The 18,072-nt window shown below is 64.1% G+C and carries 15 protein-coding genes; 7 read left to right on the forward strand and 8 right to left on the reverse strand.

What is annotated here, in order from left to right:
* Positions 1-109: 109 nt before the first annotated feature.
* The 5 genes from B9N88_RS02345 to B9N88_RS02365 all read right to left on the reverse strand — a co-directional run bounded on the left by B9N88_RS02345 (position 110) and on the right by B9N88_RS02365 (position 6,833).
* Entirely contained in the window at positions 110-3,202 is a 3,093-nt protein-coding gene (locus B9N88_RS02345; RefSeq protein WP_218188764.1) for an error-prone DNA polymerase, read from the reverse strand.
* A complete protein-coding gene (locus tag B9N88_RS02350) occupies positions 3,178-4,593 on the reverse strand; it encodes a Y-family DNA polymerase (RefSeq protein ID WP_027608657.1) in 1,416 nt (471 codons plus the stop codon). Before B9N88_RS02350 ends, B9N88_RS02345 begins: the two co-directional genes overlap by 25 nt.
* Before the next feature lie 7 nt (positions 4,594-4,600).
* Positions 4,601-5,215, reverse strand: a complete 615-nt coding sequence (imuA, locus tag B9N88_RS02355) for a translesion DNA synthesis-associated protein ImuA (RefSeq protein ID WP_027608658.1) — start codon at positions 5,213-5,215, stop codon at positions 4,601-4,603.
* Positions 5,215-5,832 carry a transcriptional repressor LexA gene (gene lexA, locus B9N88_RS02360; protein ID WP_027608659.1) on the reverse strand — a complete coding sequence of 206 codons (618 nt, stop codon included), beginning with the start codon at positions 5,830-5,832 and terminating at the stop codon, positions 5,215-5,217. The genes imuA and lexA overlap by 1 nt, the downstream gene beginning before the upstream one ends.
* 92 nt (positions 5,833-5,924) lie before the next feature.
* Positions 5,925-6,833, reverse strand: a complete 909-nt coding sequence (locus tag B9N88_RS02365) for a LysR family transcriptional regulator (RefSeq protein WP_027608660.1) — start codon at positions 6,831-6,833, stop codon at positions 5,925-5,927.
* Positions 6,834-7,037: 204 nt separating this feature from the next.
* Here B9N88_RS02365 and B9N88_RS02370 point away from each other — a divergent pair, with 204 nt between their 5' ends.
* Positions 7,038-7,436, forward strand: a complete 399-nt coding sequence (locus B9N88_RS02370; RefSeq protein ID WP_027608661.1) for a helix-turn-helix domain-containing protein — start codon at positions 7,038-7,040, stop codon at positions 7,434-7,436.
* A gap of 58 nt (positions 7,437-7,494) precedes the next feature.
* Positions 7,495-10,257, forward strand: a complete 2,763-nt coding sequence (locus B9N88_RS02375) for an ATP-binding protein (RefSeq protein WP_027608662.1) — start codon at positions 7,495-7,497, stop codon at positions 10,255-10,257.
* On the opposite strand, the gene B9N88_RS02380 is transcribed toward B9N88_RS02375, so the two are convergent.
* Positions 10,204-11,727 (reverse strand): winged helix-turn-helix domain-containing protein, encoded by a 1,524-nt coding sequence (locus tag B9N88_RS02380; RefSeq protein ID WP_027608663.1) that lies wholly within the window; start codon positions 11,725-11,727, stop codon positions 10,204-10,206. The two genes, B9N88_RS02375 and B9N88_RS02380, sit on opposite strands and share 54 nt — an antisense overlap.
* A gap of 95 nt (positions 11,728-11,822) precedes the next feature.
* The gene (locus B9N88_RS02385; protein ID WP_027608664.1) at positions 11,823-12,773 is read right to left on the reverse strand and encodes a GlxA family transcriptional regulator; all 951 of its coding nucleotides are present in this window, start codon (positions 12,771-12,773) and stop codon (positions 11,823-11,825) included.
* Positions 12,774-12,954: 181 nt separating this feature from the next.
* Between B9N88_RS02385 and B9N88_RS02390 the strand changes: the two genes are divergently transcribed.
* Complete coding sequence (locus B9N88_RS02390; protein ID WP_027608665.1) at positions 12,955-13,677, forward strand: pirin family protein; 723 nt, start codon at positions 12,955-12,957, stop codon at positions 13,675-13,677.
* A 145-nt stretch (positions 13,678-13,822) separates the two neighbouring features.
* Positions 13,823-14,287 carry a phage infection protein gene (locus B9N88_RS02395; RefSeq protein ID WP_081744503.1) on the forward strand — a complete coding sequence of 155 codons (465 nt, stop codon included), beginning with the start codon at positions 13,823-13,825 and terminating at the stop codon, positions 14,285-14,287.
* A gap of 62 nt (positions 14,288-14,349) precedes the next feature.
* On the opposite strand, the gene B9N88_RS02400 is transcribed toward B9N88_RS02395, so the two are convergent.
* On the reverse strand, positions 14,350-15,354 hold the full coding sequence (locus B9N88_RS02400) for a quinone oxidoreductase family protein (RefSeq protein ID WP_027608666.1): 1,005 nt from the start codon (positions 15,352-15,354) through the stop codon (positions 14,350-14,352).
* A 101-nt stretch (positions 15,355-15,455) separates the two neighbouring features.
* Here B9N88_RS02400 and B9N88_RS02405 point away from each other — a divergent pair, with 101 nt between their 5' ends.
* The 3 genes from B9N88_RS02405 (at position 15,456) to B9N88_RS02415 (ending at position 18,065) form a co-directional block, all read left to right on the forward strand.
* Positions 15,456-16,319 (forward strand): LysR family transcriptional regulator, encoded by an 864-nt coding sequence (locus B9N88_RS02405; protein ID WP_027608667.1) that lies wholly within the window; start codon positions 15,456-15,458, stop codon positions 16,317-16,319.
* A 320-nt stretch (positions 16,320-16,639) separates the two neighbouring features.
* A complete protein-coding gene (locus tag B9N88_RS02410) occupies positions 16,640-17,368 on the forward strand; it encodes a winged helix-turn-helix domain-containing protein (protein ID WP_027608668.1) in 729 nt (242 codons plus the stop codon).
* Positions 17,361-18,065, forward strand: coding sequence for a YuxH family protein (locus B9N88_RS02415; RefSeq protein WP_027608669.1), 705 nt, complete (start codon positions 17,361-17,363; stop codon positions 18,063-18,065). The genes B9N88_RS02410 and B9N88_RS02415 overlap by 8 nt, the downstream gene beginning before the upstream one ends.
* The last annotated feature ends 7 nt before the right edge of the window (positions 18,066-18,072 follow it).

Below are 18,072 nucleotides of genomic sequence, written 5' to 3' on the forward strand. Positions count from 1 at the left end.
CGTTCGGCTCTGCGCAGAGAAAGGACGGTCGCAAAATTTGGAGCGTATCAAGGGGCGATGGTTTCATTTTCTATAAATTAGGGGCTAATCACCGCCAGCGCTACCCGCCTCAGTGAAAATCCCGGCTGCGCACCGTGATGCCGTCCAGCAGCGGCGTCAGGTCGGTCAGGCGCCCGGCGATCAGGTGCCGCACCTCGCCCACCGCCTCCCAACGCCCGTCCACCTTGAGCAACCGCGACCCCACCAGGGCCTGGCGCTGGTGTTCGGCCAGGTCGCGCCAGACCACCACGTTGAGGTTACCGAATTCATCTTCGAGGGTGACAAAGGTCACGCCACTGGCCGTGCCGGGGCGCTGGCGACCGGTGACCAGCCCGGCGACGCTGACAGTGCGCCCATGCTCCACCGCCTGCAGTTCATTCGAGCTGCGGCAACGCCGTTTACGCAGCTCGGCGCGCAGCAGCGCCAATGGGTGCGGGCCAAGGGTGGTGCCAAGCAGGGCGTAGTCGGCGTGCAGATCCTCACCCACCGTCGGTTTCGGCAGTTCCACCCGCGCCTCATCGGGGCTGGGCAGGCCGGCGAACAAGCCAAGCTGCTTATGCACCCCTGCCACGGCCCAGCGCGCCGTATGCCGGTTGCCGGCCAGGGCACGCAAGGCCCCGGCATCCGCCAACAATGCCTGGGTGCGCGCATCCAGCCCGGCGCGGGCGTCCAGATCGGCAATATCCCTGAACGCCCGGCGCTGACGTGCGGCTTCGATACGCCGCCCATCCTCTTCGCGAAACCCCGAGATCATGCGCAACCCCATGCGAATCGCCGGCTGCTGGCCATCGATGGGTTCCAGGCTGCAATCCCAGTCGCTGGCCTGCACATCCACCGGGCGGATCTGCAAGCGATGGCGCCGCGCATCCTGCAGGATCTGGTCCGGGCTGTAGAACCCCATGGGCCAGCTGTTGATCAACGCACAGGCGAAGGCCGCCGGTTCATGGCACTTGAGCCAGCAACTGGCGTAGGTCAGCAAGGCAAAACTGGCGGCGTGGGACTCGGGGAAACCATAGCTGCCGAAGCCCTTGATCTGTTCGAAGATCTGCGCGGCAAAAGCCTCGGTGTAGCCGTTTTTCAACATGCCGGTGCGCAGCCGTGCTTGATGCGGCTCCAGGCCACCGTGGCGTTTCCAGGCGGCCATGGAACGGCGCAACTGGTCGGCCTCGCCGGGGCTGTAGTCGGCGGCGACCATGGCGATCTGCATCACCTGTTCCTGGAACAGCGGGATGCCCAGGGTGCGCGCCAACACGGTTTCCAACTCCGGCGACGGGTAAGTCGTGGGTTCTTCCTTGTTCCGTCGGCGCAGGTACGGATGCACCATACCACCCTGGATCGGCCCGGGGCGCACAATGGCCACCTCGATCACCAGGTCGTAGAATGTTTGCGGCCGCAACCTGGGCAACATCGACATCTGCGCCCGCGACTCGATCTGGAACACGCCAATGGTGTCGGCCTTGCTGATCATCGCGTAGGTGGCCTGGTCTTCCTGGGGGATCGTCGCTAGCGACAGGTCACGGCCACGATGGCGGCGCAGCAGATCGAAACAGCGACGGATCGCGCTGAGCATGCCCAGGGCGAGAATATCCACCTTGAGCAGGCCGACCGCATCGAGGTCATCCTTGTCCCACTGGATGATGGTGCGCTCAGCCATGGCGGCGTTTTCCACCGGCACCAGGGTATCCAGCGGGTATTCGGAAATCACGAAGCCCCCGGGGTGCTGGGACAGGTGCCGGGGAAAACCGATCAGTTGCTGGGTGAGCGTCAGCACACGGCGCAGGATCGGGCTGTCCGGGTCGAAGCCGCCTTCGCGCAGGCGTTCCAGGGGCGGCGCATCGTCACTCCAGCGCCCGCAGCATTCGGCCAGCGCGTTGATCTGGTCCGGCGGCAAGCCGAGGGCCTTGGCCACATCGCGCACTGCGCCGGCGGCGTGGTAACTGCTGACCACCGCCGTCAGCGCCGCGCGGGTACGGCCATAGCGCTGGAACACGTACTGCAGCACTTCTTCGCGACGTTCGTGCTCGAAGTCGACGTCGATGTCCGGCGGCTCGTTGCGCTCCTCTGACAGGAAGCGCTCGAACAACGTACTCGTCAGGCTCGGGTCGATCTCGGTGATGCCCAGGGCAAAACACACCGCCGAGTTGGCTGCCGAACCCCGGCCCTGGCACAGGATCGACCGGCTGCGGGCGAAGCGCACGATGTCGTGCACCGTGAGGAAGTAGCTTTCGTAACCCAGTTTGCTGATCAGTGTCAGCTCGTGATGGATCTGCTGCAACGTCTTGGCGTCGACCCCGTGGGGCCAGCGCCGGGCGATGCCTTCATCGGTGACGGCGCGCAACCAGGATTCGGCATCATGACCCTCGGGCACCAATTCGCGCGGGTAGTGGTAGCGCAACTGGCTAAGGTCGAAGCTGCAACGCTGGGTGATGGCCAGGGTTTCGTCGAGCAGCGCTTGCGGGTACAGCATGGCCAGGGCGTCGAGGCTGCGCAGATGCCGCTCGCCATTGGGGTGCAGGCGCGTGCCGGCGTCGGCCACCGGCACGTGATGACGGATCGCGGTCATGGTGTCTTGCAGGGCGCGGCGGCCACGGGCATGCATATGCACATCGCCGCAGGCCACCGCCGGAATCTGCAGGCTGGCGGCCAGGTGCAGGCGTTGCTCCAGATGCCGCGCATCGTCCTGGCCGCAGTGCAGGTGCACCGCCAGCCACAGGCGTTCGGCGAAGGTACGGCGCAGCCAGTGGATCGAGGCCTGGGTGTCGCTGTCTTCGGCGACCCACAGCGCCAGCAGGCCGGGCAACGGCTGCTCGAAGTCTTCCAGCAGCAGGCGGTAGCGACCTTTTTCAGCCCGGCGTCGGGCCACGGTGATCAAGCGGCACAGGTGCTGGTAGCCGCTGAGGTCCTGTACCAGCAGCACCAGTTTCGGGCCGTTTTCGATGCGCACTTCGCTGCCGATAATCAGCGGCAAGCCCACCGCCTTCGCCGCCTGCCAGGCCCGCACGATGCCCGATAAGGTGCATTCATCGGTGATCGCCAGGGCGCTGTAGCCCTGGCGCTTGGCCCGCTCGAACAACTCCAGGGCGCTGGAGGCACCGCGTTGGAAGCTGAAGTTGGACAGGCAGTGCAGCTCGGCATAACTCATGCGAACCAGCCCTGCAGCCACAGCCCATCGCTTTGCCCCACGCAGCGATAGGCCCAGCCTTGCTGGCCGGCGCGGGTCTGGATCAGGTAGTAGTCGCGGCGAATATCAGCACCGTCCCACCAGCCGGATTCGATGCGCTCCGGGCCCATGAGGATCTGCACGCCCTGCTCGGCCAGCAAGGTCGGTTCGTCAAGCAACCAGCCGGGACGCCGCACCTTGCTCAAGGTGGCGCACGGGCTTTTATCCGCCGCCATTTGCCAGGCGCATTCGGGGCGATGGTCGGCATGGAAGCGCAGGCCTTGCACCGCCTCATCCCCCAGGCGTGCACGCAGGCGTTCGCGCAATTGTTCCCACGGCAGGGTCTGTTGCGGGCGATCGTCGAACAGGTCCTGGCGTTGCGGCACGAACACCGGCAGGTCCTGGGCCACCAGGCGAAAACCACGCACCGGCGAGGTGACTTGCACGTGCTCCAGGCGCCCACGGGCCAGTTCGAACAGCATCGCCGGCTCACGCTCGGCGCTCAGCAGGCCGACCTTGATCACACTGTCCGGTGCATCGGCATGTTCCAGGTGCAGGTCGAAACGCTGCACGCCACTGTCCCGGCCGCAGAGGAACGCCGAGAGGTCGCCGGTCAGACGGCGCAGGGGGAATAACAAGGCCTGGTGGGATTGCACATCGAAATTCAGCTCGATGCGCACATCGAACTGGTCCGGCGGCTGATAGAACGCCAGGGCCAACGGCCGTTGTCCGGTCAAGACATCGAGGTGCTTGAGCAGGCTGGCGTCAAAGCGCCGCGCCAGGGTGTGCCGGGGCAACGCCTGCACCTGGGCCAGGGTACGCAGGCCCATGCGCGACAACGCGGTGGCCGCTTGCGGGTCGAGGCCGGCGCGGTCGATGGGCAGTGGCGCCAGGGCCTGGAGCAACGCATCCTCATCGGCCACGGCCAGGCCATCGTAGAGATTGGCCAGCACCCGCGCCGCCGCCGGGTTGGGGGCGGCGACGATACGGTGACGAAAGCCCAGCTCGCTCAGTTCCTGGCGCAGGCGTGCCTCGAACCGAGGCCAGGGCCCGAACAGGCCCAGGCTCGATTCGATCTCGAACAGCAAGGCACGCGGGTAATACACACTGACCTGGGAGCTGAAGCGGTAGGCCCAGGCGGCGAGGAACTGCTGCCAGCGCTCGATCTCCACGGGGTCGTATTCGGCACAGGCAAAGGTCTTGGCCAGGGCATGGGCGGCCGTCAGCGATTGCCCCGGGCGCAGGCCCAATGCGCGGGCGGCGTCATTGACAGTTTGCAGCACGCGCCGCTGCGGCGTGCCGGCCAGCAGCGCCAGGGGTTGGTCGGGCTCGGGGTGCAGGCGCTGCACCCCGTCCAGCGCCAATTGCGGGAAGACAATACACACCCAGCGCATGGCAACCTCAGTGCCCCGCCAGTGCAATCGGCGCCGGATGAGCCAAGCCACCCCGGCACTTGAGCACCCGCACCCGGGCAGGTTTGGCCTCGACGGCCAGGCGCAGGGCGGCGGGCGAAGGGTTGATCGCTTCACTCAAGGCGCGCCAGGCAAACGCCAGGGTCTGCCCGGTTTCCGCAGCCACCTGCAAGCGACGCAAGGCGCGGTCATCCGCCTTGTGCGGCCAGCACAGCACCGCGCCGCAACTGCCGGAGCGCAGGCATTGTTCCACCGCCCACAGCACATCGCGCGCCTCGGCCTGGACCACCGACAGCTGGCGCAAATCCACCCCGGCGTTCTGCCACGCGTGGGGGTACGGGGTGTAGGGCGGCGCCACCAGCACAATGCGCTCCCCCGCCGCCGATAATCGCGCCAGGGTCGGCAGCACCAGTTGCAGTTCGCCGATACCGTCCCTGGCCATCAGGATTTCGCTCAAGGCCGACTCCGGCCAGCCGCCCGTGGGCAGCACCGCATCCAGCGCCGCCAGCCCCGTAGGCTGCACGCTGGCCGGAGGCGCGACAGGCCGGCCTTTCCAGACGCGGCCGCCATTGAACAGCGTATCCAGTGCAACCACGGCGCCCATCAGCCTTGCCTCACCAGGCCGCAGAACACCCCTTCGATGGCCAGGTCCTGGTCGGGGCCGACCACGATAGGTTCGTATGCGGGGTTACGCGGCAGCAGACGCACACGCTCGCCACTGCGCTCGAAACGCTTGATGGTGACTTCACCGTCCAGGCGCGCCACCACAATCTGCCCGTTCACCGCTTCGGCACTGCGGCGCACGCCCACCAGGTCGCCGTCGAGGATGCCGTCCTCGATCATCGAGTCGCCTTGCACCCGCAACAGATAATCCGGGGTTTTCGCGAAAGTGGCGGGGTCGAGTTGCAGGCGGCTGTGCACGTCGGCATCCGCGCCGATGGGCCGGCCGGCCGCCACTCGGCCGAGCACCGGGACATCCAGCCACTCCGGGCGCGGGGGCTGGTTGAGCAAACGAATGCCGCGCGCCTGGTTGGGGTTGACCTCGATGAAACCGGCTTCGGCCAGGGCCACGACGTGCTTGCGTGCGACGCTGCGGGAGGCAAAGCCGAACGCCTCGGCGATCTCGGCGAGGCTGGGGGGTTGGCCTTGCTGCGCGATACGGTCGCGGATGAAGGTCAGGATGGCGGTGCGGCGGGGGGTCAGGGTCGTCATGGAGTACATTTGTACTCCTCTGGGAAATTTCTTACAAGAGCCGGTAGTCGGGGTTGGGGGGTATGCAGATCAAACCGGGGGAGGCCCAGAAGCCGCCAAGCTCATCCCCCTCCCGCCATATGCTGCGCAATCCTGCCCCTCAACCACCGCTCCGCCGGGTCATTGTCATGCACACCACTCCACACCATCGACAACTCCGCCGCGTCGATCGCAAACGGCGGATCCTCTGCCCGCAGCGCCGTGCCCTCGGTCAACGCACACGCCGCATAGTCGGGCACCGTGGCAATAATCTGCGTACCAGCCAGCAGCGCCCGCAAGCCACTGAACTGCGGTACCGCCAGCACCACCCGCCGGGCACGGCCGATACGGGCCAGGTCCAGGTCGATATTGCCGCTCAAGTCCCCCGAGAACGACACCATCGCATGGGGCCGTGCGCAATAGTCGTCGAGGGTCAGCGGTTCGACGCCGTCATCCCCGCGCAGCACCTTGCAGGGAATGTCCCGCAGTTTCCTGCGCTTGGCATTCGCCGGCAGTTCAGTGGTGTAGCTCACGCCCACCGAGATCTCGCCACTGGCCAGCAATGCGGACATCAGCAGGTAATTGGCGCGGCGTACCACCACGATAATGCCCGGGGCTTCTTCGCGCAGTTGGCTGAGCAACGGCGGGAACAGGCCGAACTCGGCGTCGTCGGACAGGCCGATGCGGAACACCGCACAGCTGGTGGAAGGGTCGAAATCCTTGGCGCGGCTGACTGCGCCTGAAATGGTGTCCATGGCCGGTTGCAGCTCCTTGAGTATCGCCACGGCGCGTGGCGTGGGCTCCATGCCCCGGCCGTTGCGCAGCAACAACGGGTCGTCGAACAAATCTCGCAGCCGGCCCAATGCCGCACTCACCGCCGGTTGGCCCATGAAGAGCTTTTCGGCGACCCGGGTCAGGTTCTTCTCGAACATCAGCGCTTCGAAAATCACCAACAGGTTCATGTCGACGCGGCGCAGGTCATTGCGGTTCATGGCGGTATCCAAACGGTTAGCAGGCTCCCAGCTAAGCAGACAGGACACTGCCTGGATTGCATGCCTGTGCTGTCTTTTCCGCGACCGAACCTGGCGAAATTAACAACGATTAACTCGCCAGCCAGCCGGCGGGGCGCCAAAAATGAGCCGGTCTACACTGCATCCATTCACCGGGAACGCTCCCATCGACTGCGGATATCCGTCATGGCCCGACCTGCGTATTGTGCTCCTCGCTTATCCGCCACCGGCGGCCTGTGCCCCCGGCGCGAACGAATCGCCAAGCAATTGATCCTCGCCAACCTCGGTGAAAGCCTGGCGATTGCCGACCTGGCCCAGGCCTGCGCCCTGTCGCGCAGCCATTTTTCCCGCGCGTTCAAGTGCACCACCGGGCTGTCGCCCCAGGAATGGATACGCCAGCAACGCATCCAGCGGGCCAAGGAGTTGATCACCGGTTCCTCCTTGAGCCTCACGCAAATCAGCCTGGAGTGCGGCTTTTGCGACCAGGCGCATTTCTGCCATATGTTCACGCGCAGCGAGGGCGTCAACCCGATGACCTGGCGAAATCACCAACTGCGTCACAAGCCTCGGGAGATCGCTGCCTAGTGGTCGGCACGCACTTGGAATATGCTGGCCGCTTACTTTTCCCAGAGCATGGCCACCCATGAGTGACCCACGCGACCAGGCCGTGCATTTCGGTCCTTACCGTGTCCACCCGCGCCAGCGCCTGGTGCTGGAGGCTGGTCGCCCATTGCGCTTGGGACGGCGGGCCGTGGACATCCTGCTGATCCTGCTGGAGCAGGCCGGCACAGTGGTGAGCAAGCAGGAACTGATCGCCCGGGTCTGGCCCAAGAGCGTGGTGGAAGACGGCAACCTGCGGGTGCACATGGCGGCGCTGCGCAAGGCCCTGGGCGATGGCCAGGCCGGGCAGCGCTATATCGTTACGGTGGCCCAGCGCGGCTACAGTTTTGTGGCGCCACTGAGCATCGAGCCGATGAGCCTACCGACCGAAGGCGCCCCCCAACGCCCGAGCCACAACCTGCCGCTGCGACGCACGCGCATGCTTGGCCGCCAGGCCCTGATCGACAGCCTGGTACAGCAGCTGCCCGAGAAACGCTTTATCACCCTGACCGGCGCCGGCGGCATCGGCAAGACCACCGTTGCCTTGCGCGTGGCGGAATTGTTGATCGGACATTACCGCGACGGTATTCGCCTGCTGGACCTGGCGCCCCTCAGCGCGCCGTCGATGATCCTGCCCAATCTCGCCGCGCTCCTCGACCTCACCCACACCGAGCATGAACCGTTGCCCGTGTTTGCGCGCCGCCTGCAGGAGCACCAGTTGCTGCTGGTGATCGACAACTGCGAACACCTGCTGGACGACATCGCGCTGATCAGCGAGGCCCTGCTGCGCCACGCGCCCCAATTGCACATCCTCGCCACCAGCCGCGAGGCCTTGCGCGCCGAGGGCGAGTCGGTGCAGCGCCTGGAACCCCTGGCCTGCCCGCCCGCCACCGGTAACCGCGCCCAGGCCCTGGGTTATCCGGCCCTGCAACTGCTGATCGAGCGGGCCATGTCCCATCAGGACAGCTTCGAACTGAGCGAAGCCGAACTGCCCCTGGCCATTGATATCTGCCAACGCCTGGACGGCATCCCCCTGGCAATCGAGTTGGTGGCCGCGCAGATCGAGCGCTTCGGCTTGCCCGGCCTGCTGGTGCAGATGGAAGACAACTTCCGCCTGCTCACCCGTGGCCGACGCAGCGCCCTGCCCCGCCATCAAACCCTGCGTGCCACCCTGGACTGGAGCTTCGAATTGCTCACCGGCTGCGAGCAAATCTGCCTGCGTCGACTGGCGGTGTTCCGAGGTGGTTTCAGCCTGGCCAGTGCGGCGGCGGTGATCGCCGGGCAACAGGTTGCACCGGCCGAGGTGCTGGGTTCGATCACCCAGCTGGTGGCGAAATCCCTGCTCACGGTGGAAGCCGGGGATGACGAGGTGGTCTACCGTCTGCTGGACATCACCCGCACCTATGCCCTGGAAAAACTCAGCGTCGCCAATGAACTCGACGCCACCCGTGAACACCACGCCAAGCGCTGCCTGGTGCTGATGAACCAGGCGCAGGACGATTGGGAACAGACCGCCACCCAAACCTGGATCGACCGCTATGCGCCGCTGCGCGAAGACATTCGTGCCGCCCTCGACTGGGGCCTGGGCGACCAGGGCGTGCACCTGCTGGGTATTCGTCTCACCGTCAGCGCCATGCCGTTGTGGCAGGAGCTGTCGCTGCTGCGCGAACACGGACTGTACGTGGGCAAGGCCCTGGCGCGGCTGGGGCAATCGAGCACGCCGAGCCCGCACTTGAACATGGCCTTGCAGTTGGCCTTCGGCAGTTTTTCCTACCACACCCAGGGCGGTACGCCGCAGACCATCGAAGCCTTTGCCCATGCACGGCGCCTGGCCGAAGCCGACAGCAACCTGGTTGGCCAACTGCGCGCGGTGTCGGGGCAAATGGCGGTCAGCCTGTGTGGCGGCAACTACCGCGAGGCCCTGGAACAAAGCCTGCATTTCGACCGGTTGGGGCCGCAGGCCGAACCGTTGCTGGCCCTCAGCGCCCAACGCCTGAGGGTGCTGGCGCAGCACTTCGCCGGCAATCAGGTACTGGCGCAGCAGAATGCCGAACAGGTGATCCAGCGCATGGCCCAGAGCGGCCATCTCAACCGGTTTACCCACGGCTTTGGCGTGCAGTACGACCAGAGCGTGGCCTCGTTGACCATCCTCGCGCGCATCCTGTGGCTGCGCGGTTTTCCCGAACGTGCGTGGCGCACCGCCAGCCAGGCGCTGGAGCTGGCGTTGCAGATCAACCACGGCACGTCGATTTGCTACACCCTGGCCCTGGCCGGGGTGGTCATCGCCCACTGCAACGGCGACACCCTCGCGGCCCGCGACCGCTTGGACCTCCTCCTGCAACAGGCGCAAAAGCATTCGGTGCAGTTGTTCCACACCTGGGCGCAATGCTACGAAGGCACGGCGCAGATCGCCGATATGCAGGGATTGGGGCTGGTCGCAGACATCCTGGTGACCTTCAACGCCCGAGCCGTGGATGAAGCCTTGTTCGAACGCGCCCGGAGCGGTGCGGCCGGCTGGTGCAGCCCGGAAATCCTGCGCGTGCGCGCCGAGGCCATGCCCGATCCCCAAGGGGCTGAGGCGCTGCTGCTCGAAGCCCTGGAGTTGGCACACCAGCAAGGCGCGCTGGCCTGGGAGCTGCGCTGTGCGGACTCCTTGGCGCGGCGGTGGCAACAGCAGGGTCGTGTGCAGGCCGCCCGCGACCTGCTGGGTTCGGTCTACGCGCGATTCAGCGAAGGCTTCGCCACCCAGGACCTAGTCCGCGTACGCCGCCTGCTCGACGAGTTGCAGGACAAACGGCCGGCCTGAGAACGCTCCCAGGTAATGCCCATAGCCCTGCTGCAAACGCGCCACCTGCTGCGGGTTGCGCAGGAGTGCCAGGCCATAGCTGCGCGTGCTGTTGAGCAGACGATAGCGCGGATAACCCGGACCGGGTTCGAGGCTCAGCAGCGAGGTGCCGACCAGCCGCCCGAGCAGGTACGACAAATCGGCGTGTTCCAGCTCGGTGCCGGCCACCAGCTTACCCAGGGTGGGCAAGGTCACGGCCATCTTGAACAGGCTCAGTTGCAGGAACAGCCAGCGCTCCGGCAGGCTCAGGCGCTCGTAGGTCCAGTCCAGGGCGGCGGTCAGGGATTGGTGGCGCTCCACCGCTGTGCGGCGGCCCCGGGTCAGTACCTGCAATCCACTGTGCAACTGCGCCTGTAGACCGCGCACGCCCAGCGCATCCACTTGGGCCGCCGCCAGTTCAAGGGCCAGGGGAATACCGTCGAGGCGCCGGCAGATGTCCCGCAACGGCGCCAGGTCCTGTCGGCGCAACACAAAGCCCTGTTGGCCGGCACACGCCCGGGCGACGAACAGTTGCACGGCGGGGAACGCCATCGCCTGTTCAACACTGCCCAGCGCCGACGGCGCCGGCACGCCCAGCGGGGGCACGCGCAGCACCCATTCGCCTGGGGCCTGCAACGCTTCGCGACTGCTGACCAGCACGCTGACCTGGGGCGCATTTTCGCGCAGCGTCCGTAAAAGATGTCGACAGGCTCCGAGCAGCAGGTCGGCGCCGTCGAGTACCAGCAGCAATTGCCGGGAGACCAGTTGGCGGCACAACTGCGTGACACTGCCGCCGGGTTCCAGGTGCAGGATCGTGGCCAGGTGGCGCAGCATCATCAGCGGCGCCTCCACCGTGGCCAGGTCGACCCACCACACACCGTCGCGGTAGCGCGGCAACACGCGCTCGGCCAGGGCCAGGGCCAAGGTGCTCTTGCCCACGCCGGCGCACCCGGTGAGGGTCATCAGGCGCTGCCCGGACACCCGCCGCACCAGCACGCCCAGCAGTTCATCGCGACCGATCAGCGGGCTGAGCCGGGGGGCAAGGTTATGCCGGGGCAGCACCGCGGCAGCCGCGACCCGCACGGGGGCGGCGAAGCAGTAACCGCGCTGGGGGTCGTTGATAATCAAGCGTTGCCCGTCAAGGGCACGGCGCAGTGCGGCGATGTGCACCCGCAGGTTGTTCTCTTCCACCACGCTGCACGGCCAGACCCGCTCGATCAGGGTGGCCTTGCTGATAAATTGCCCTGGCGACTCCAGCAGCACCGCCAGAATATCCAAAGCCCGCCCGCCCAACGGCACCGGCCAACCCGCCTTGCTCACCAGCCGCTGCTGCCGATGAAAGGCATAGTCACCGAAGCGCACCGTACTATCCGCGTCAATCGCCTGAGGCATATTCATGTCTGCAATCGCGCTGAAAGGCCCGATCTTGGGCTTCCGCGCATCCTTTTCCATGGGCTCGACCTTATCTTGCCAGCTACCCGTGACAGGGCAATGCTGGCACAGGGAGCGATACGGACAATCGGGTGCGCGAGACGGACATCCTGTCGTTAACTGAACTGCTGGCGATATTGGGTCGGGTTGAGGCCGAGTTTTTCACTGAATAGAAAGCGCATGTGCCGCACGCTGCCGAAGCCTGCGTGGAACGCCACGGTCTTGAGCGGCAGGTCGGTGGTTTCCAGCAGTTGCCGGGCGCGGTCGATGCGCGCGCCCTGCAGGAAGGCCATGGGCGTCATCTGCACGTCCTTGGCGAACAGCCGGGCAAAGTGGCGCGGGCTCATGCCGGCCAGTTCGGCCATGGACTCGATGGTGAAGGGCTGGTCCAGATGGGCGAGCACATGGTTCTGCACCCGGGTGATCGCGGTTTCCTGGGGCGCCACGGACGCTGTCATCGGGCTGAACTGGGCCTGGCCGCCCTGGCGCTTCATCACCACCAGCAGCACCTTGGCCACATCCACCGCCACTTGCTTGCCATGGTCCTGGGCGACGATCGACAGCGCCAGGTCGATACCGGCGGTGACCCCGCCCGAGGTAATCAACCGCCCGTCCTGCAGGTAGATGCGATCCGTCTCGACGATGGCCTTGGGGAAGGCCTTGATCAGGCGCTCGGTGTAGTGCCAGTGGGTGGTCACGCGGCGTTCGTCGAGCAGCCCGGCGTGGCCCAGCACAAAGGCGCCGGTGCAGATCGAGCCGAAGCGCCGCGCCCGTGGCGCCGCCGCCTTGAGCCAGGGCAGCAGCGCCGGATGGCATTCGTTATAGGCACCCGGGCCGCCGGGCACCAGCAGCAGGTCATAAGCCGCCTGGGCCTGGTCCAGCAGCAGGTCGGACTGGACCAGCACCCCATTGGAGGCGCGCAACGGACCGGGCTCGGTACCCAGGGTGAGGATCTGGTAATGCTCGGCCGCCGGCAGGTAGCGGTTGGCAATGGAAAACACTTCGAGCGGCCCGGCCATGTCAAGCAGGAGGAAGTCCGGGAACAGCGCCATGGCCACGGTTTTCATACGGGAAGCATCCATCGAGGGGAAGAAAGCGAAAGGCATTATGGCATGGCTTTTACTGTCAATCTCAAGGAGACAGTTATTCAAATTTCAGCTTCTTAATGAATTTTCAGGTTGCCAGTAACCTTCTTCTCAACGCAAGCGCCCTGCATCTCGCAGCCCGCGCTCACTTGAGGACAAGACCATGCTGACCCTTCGCAAAGCTTCCGAACGCGGCGCCGCCAATCACGGTTGGTTGAAGTCGTTCCACACCTTCTCGTTCGCCAACTATTGGAACCCCGATGAACAGGGTTTTTCCGACCTGCTGGTGATCAACGACGACCGCGTCGCGGCCGGCAAAGGCTTCGGCCAGCACCCGCACCGCGACATGGAGATTTTCTCCTATGTGCTTGAAGGCGCCCTGGAACACAAGGACACCCTGGGCACCGGCTCGGTGATTCGCCCCGGCGATGTGCAACTGATGAGCGCCGGCAGCGGCGTGGCCCACAGCGAGTTCAACCACAGCCAGACCCGTGGCGTGCACTTCCTGCAAATCTGGATCGTACCCGCCGTGGCCGGCGCCGAGCCGCGCTATCAACAGGAGCACTTCAGCGCAGCGCAGAAACAAGGGCGCCTGCAACTGATCATCTCGCCGGACGGCAGCGACGGCTCCCTGACCGTGCGCCAGGACGCCCGGGTGTACGCCGGGCTGTTCAACGGCGACGAAGCCGCGACCCTCGACCTGCCGCCGGATCGTCACGTGTACATCCATGTGGCTCGGGGCAGCGTGGACATCAACGGCCAGCGCTTGCAGGAAGGCGACGGTGCCCGAGTGCGCGATGAGCGGCAAATCCGCCTGAGCCAGGGCCAGGATGCCGAGGTGCTGGTGTTCGACCTGCGCCCCCAGGAACGGCCACAGATGCCGTGACCGGCTCGGCGTTGGCCCTTTGAAACGGGCCATCGCTGGCATCGATAGTCACCATCATCCCAATGAAGTTCTCTTAAAAAATGCAACGCGTAACATCAAACCCATACCAGGCAACACCCAACTAAAACACTCGGAGCACACCCTCATGAAACGCCAAATCTTGCTTAGCCTCGCTTTCTCGGTACTCGCTGCAAACGCATTTGCCCACCCTGTTGTTGCTGAAGGCGGCGCGGCTCGCCTGATCGAAAGCCGTGTTGCTGAAGGTGGCTCGGATCGCCTGCTGGAACGTCGTGTTGCCGAAGGTGGCTCGGATCGCTTGCTGGAACGTCGTGTTGCCGAAGGTGGTGCTGATCGCTTGCAGCAACGCGGTATTGTTGAAGGTGGCGCTGATCGCCTGCAAGGCAACCGCGTCGCCGAAGATGGCGCCGACCGCCTGCAAGGCAACCGCGTCGCCGAAGATGGTGCCGATCGCCTGCAAGGCAACCGCGTTGCCGAAGGTGGCGCTGATCGCTTGCAGGAACGTGGCCTGGCCGAAGGCGGTGCCGATCGTTTGCAGCAACGCGGTATTGTTGAAGGCGGTGCCGATCGCCTGCTGGACAACCACGCTTAATCCCGCACTGTTCGCGGGGCACCCCAAACCGGCCTGATCAGCCGGTTTTTTTTCGCCTTCGATTAATGCAGGTCGCGGTCCACCCACACCACAGCCTTGCCGATCTGTTGCCGCGCTTCGATGCGCTCATGTACCTGATGCAGCGTTTCCAGCGTGTAATGCCCTTCGATAGCCACCGTCAACGTACCTTCGAGCATCGCCGCAAATACCGCGTTGGCGCGCCGTTGTACGCTCGCGCCGTCAGCCATATGGTCGGCCAGCCGGGGGCGCGTCAAAAACAGCGAGCCCGCCTCCCCCAGTTCCATCGGGTCGAGGTCGGTCAACGAACCCGAGACATTGCCATAGTTCACGATCAGGCCGCGCGTGCGGCAGGCGCGGAAGCTGTCACGCAGGGTGCTTTTGCCGAGCGAATCGAAGACCACATCCACTCCCTGCCCGCACGTGGCCTCCAACACCCGCTCGGCAAATCGGCCGCCGTCATAGACCCAGGCCTGGTGGGCCCCGCGCTCGTGGGCAATGGCACAGCGTTCAGCGGTGCTGCCGGTGGCGAACACCGTAGCCCCTGAGCGCCTGGCCATCTGCACCAGCAACTGGCCGATGCTGCCGCACGCAGCGTGGACCAGGCAGGTACTGCCGGCCTGCAACCTGGCGACATCCTCGATCAAGTAGTGGGCGGTACAGCCTTGAAACATCGCCGCAGCCGCTTGATCGAAGGCGATGGCACCGGGAATCTGCGCCACCTTGGCCGCGGGCACCAGGGCGTACTCGGCGAAGGCGCCCCAGGCGATGCACCACGCCACCCGGTCGCCGACGGCCAAATGGCTGACGCCTGCGCCGACTTCCACCACCACGCCGGCGCCCTCCATACCCAAGGTGCAGGGCAGGCGCACCGGATAGGTCGACGACTGCGCATATTTGCCCTGCCGGGTATGGATATCCATGAAGTTGATCCCGGCGCACGCCACCTTGACCAGCACATGCCCGGCCAACACCTGGGGTTTGGGGACGTCATGGCGCAATTGGACGACTTCAGGGCCGCCGTAGGTTTGCAAGGTAATGGCTTTCATCGGGGACAACTCCGTGTGCACTGGGAAGCGGCCATGGTAAAAGGACGCTCTCAGTAGGAAAATTCCCCAAAGCTTCCCAACCTCCGTGCGGAAATAACCCGATGTTCGATTGGCAGGACCTGTATTACTTCACGGTATTGGCACGTAGCCAGTCGTTGTCGGCGGCCGCCCGCGAGTTGCAGGTGGAGCACGCCACCGTCGGGCGCCGCGTCGATGCGCTGGAAAAAGCCCTCGGCGTCAAACTGGTGGACCGCCTGCCGCGCAGCCGCCCGCTGACCGCGCAAGGCCTGGCATTGGCGGAGTTGGCGGCGGGCATGGACGACATGGCGACCCAGGTGATGCGCCTGTCGCGGGTCGCGTCGATCGAAATGGCCGGCACGGTGCGGGTCAGTTGCCCGCCGTCTATCGCCCACTATTGCATTGCGCCCCATATAGCGCGGCTGCGCGCCCAATACCCGCAGTTGAACCTGGTGCTGATGCCGTCGACCCAACTGGCCGCGCTGGACAAAGGTGAAGCGGATATTGCCCTGCGCACGGTGCGTCCCGATGAGGAAGCCCTGGTACGCAGGAAAGTCGGGGTGGTGCGCTTCGGGCTGTATGGCCCGCCGACGTTCCAGCAATTGCCGGCTGCGCAGTGGACTTTCATCGCCTACGACAGCAGCCGTGACCACCTGCCCCAGCAAGCCTGGATGCACCAACTGCGCGCCGGCCGTGAGATCGCGTTTGCCGCAAGCGACCTGGCCACCCAGCAAATGGCGGCCAGGGCCCAGGTCGGCGCGGTGGTGCTGCCGACCCTGGTGGGCGATCACGACCCGTTGCTGGTCAGGCTGCCCACTGCGGTCGAAGGCCCTTTGCGTGATATCTGGCTCACGGTGTACCCCGACATGCGCCGCTCGCCGTCCGTGAAGGTGGTCATGGAGTTTCTGGTGGCGTGCATCGAGGCCGAAGTGCAGTTGCGCCGTTGAGCCCATCCGAGGGGACGGCCGCCAACCTTCGGGGCGCTCTGCAGGCGTTTTTTTGCCTGAGAAGGTCAACGCTTAAACCTGCACCCGTCAAAAAAAATCGTTGGAACTAAAATACTTATCGAGCATTAAGAGTTTGCACTAGCATATGTGTAAGTCGGTACAACCTGCCGTGAAATATTCCCCTAATCCCCCCTGCGCTCGTAAAAACCAAGTGGTGAATGTTAAAATTTGTCACGTTTTAGCGGAATCAATTCGATTAGTATCTAAACGCTAGCAGCGATTGAACTGACGGCCTTGCATGCCGGAAAAGGGAGTAGGTGATGCATTTTTCCAACGTCCTCGCTATTGCACGGACTCAATCGAAATCAGAGGACTTTCGGGCGCTTTTAGTTCGCACTGTAGCGAATAATTTAAAAGTCGATACACGTTGCTACGGACAACTAATTGACACCCAGGAAAGCCACGTACATTACCGTGCCATCATTATAGAAATTGATACACCCTCCGCCAGCAATATGAGCCTGGACATAATAAAAAAAGCGCGAACTGAAAACCCCGACTGCACGATATTCGTCGTGATCACCTTTGCGTCGACCCTGAGCAAAACAAAATACTACCTGGCTGGCGCCGATTACTGCATCAAGGTAATCGAAACTTCACCCGAAAAAAAGTTGAACCTGTTTGATGCCTTTCTCAGTGAAAGCGCTCGACTCAATCAGTGCGACCTGATTCTCGACCAGGACCGCATGTGCCTGTATGGCGACGGGAAAAAGTTGGAAATATCCTTCGTCGAAATGAAAGTATTGGAAGCGCTTATTCAGAACCGACTGCTCAGTCATAATGAGATCGCCCGTGTCATGGGACTTAATACCAAGTACTACGACTCCCGCGCACTGGAAAAATCCATCAGCCGTTTGCGCAGTAAAATCAAGGCGCACTACGGTGAAAACATCATCCAAAATATTCGCGGTTATGGTTATAAACTCAGCCGGGGTCTTATTTGCGCCAGCCATTTCCAACCCACTAAGGAGGGGCCGAGCCGTGAATAGTGAAAAAATGCCCCCTGTACATACCCCGCACTTCAAGATCATCAGGCAAGCCATCGTTGATCGCGGTCATGCCTGGTGGGGCAGCGAAATCAGCGTAGCGGATGGCGTTGATCCCGAACAACTTGAAAGTGCCTGCACTGAGGCCTTGCGCCATATCCACCCACCGCGCAAAACGCTTAAGGCAGTCAGCCCGGCGACGAGTCATACGCTTCTGCGCATGGGTCAATCGGCCCTGATGAACGACGACATCCTCAAGGCGATCATTCAAGCCGCGCGGGCATTGGAAGACCACAAACAACCCTTCACCCTCAGTCTCGACAACCCACTGGACGCCCTGCCCGGTCCGGTAGAACGCCGGGCGATGGTGCGTCAGTTGTATAAGTTGAAAGACCATAGCGGTATCACGTTGGCCTACAACAACTACAGACTCGATACAAAGCCGGCAGACCTGCTGGTCGACCTCGAGCTCTACGACTATATAAAAATGCCCTTTCCGGATTCTGCCCTCAGGCTCAGCCTCAACACGCGTTCGGACCTGTACGACCGGCTTTACGATCACATGCTGGAACTGATCAGTGCCTGCAGGGTCTGCTTCATCGCCGATCAGGTCGAGTTTGCCGACAGCGCCATGCTGGCTAAAAACTTGCCGTTCGAATACTTTCAGGGCGGCTATTACTCCCCCGCTGACTGCCTTTAACAACTGC

The sequence above is a fragment of the Pseudomonas sp. LAMO17WK12:I1 genome (genome assembly GCF_900177315.1).
Lineage (GTDB): Bacteria > Pseudomonadota > Gammaproteobacteria > Pseudomonadales > Pseudomonadaceae > Aquipseudomonas > Aquipseudomonas marginalis.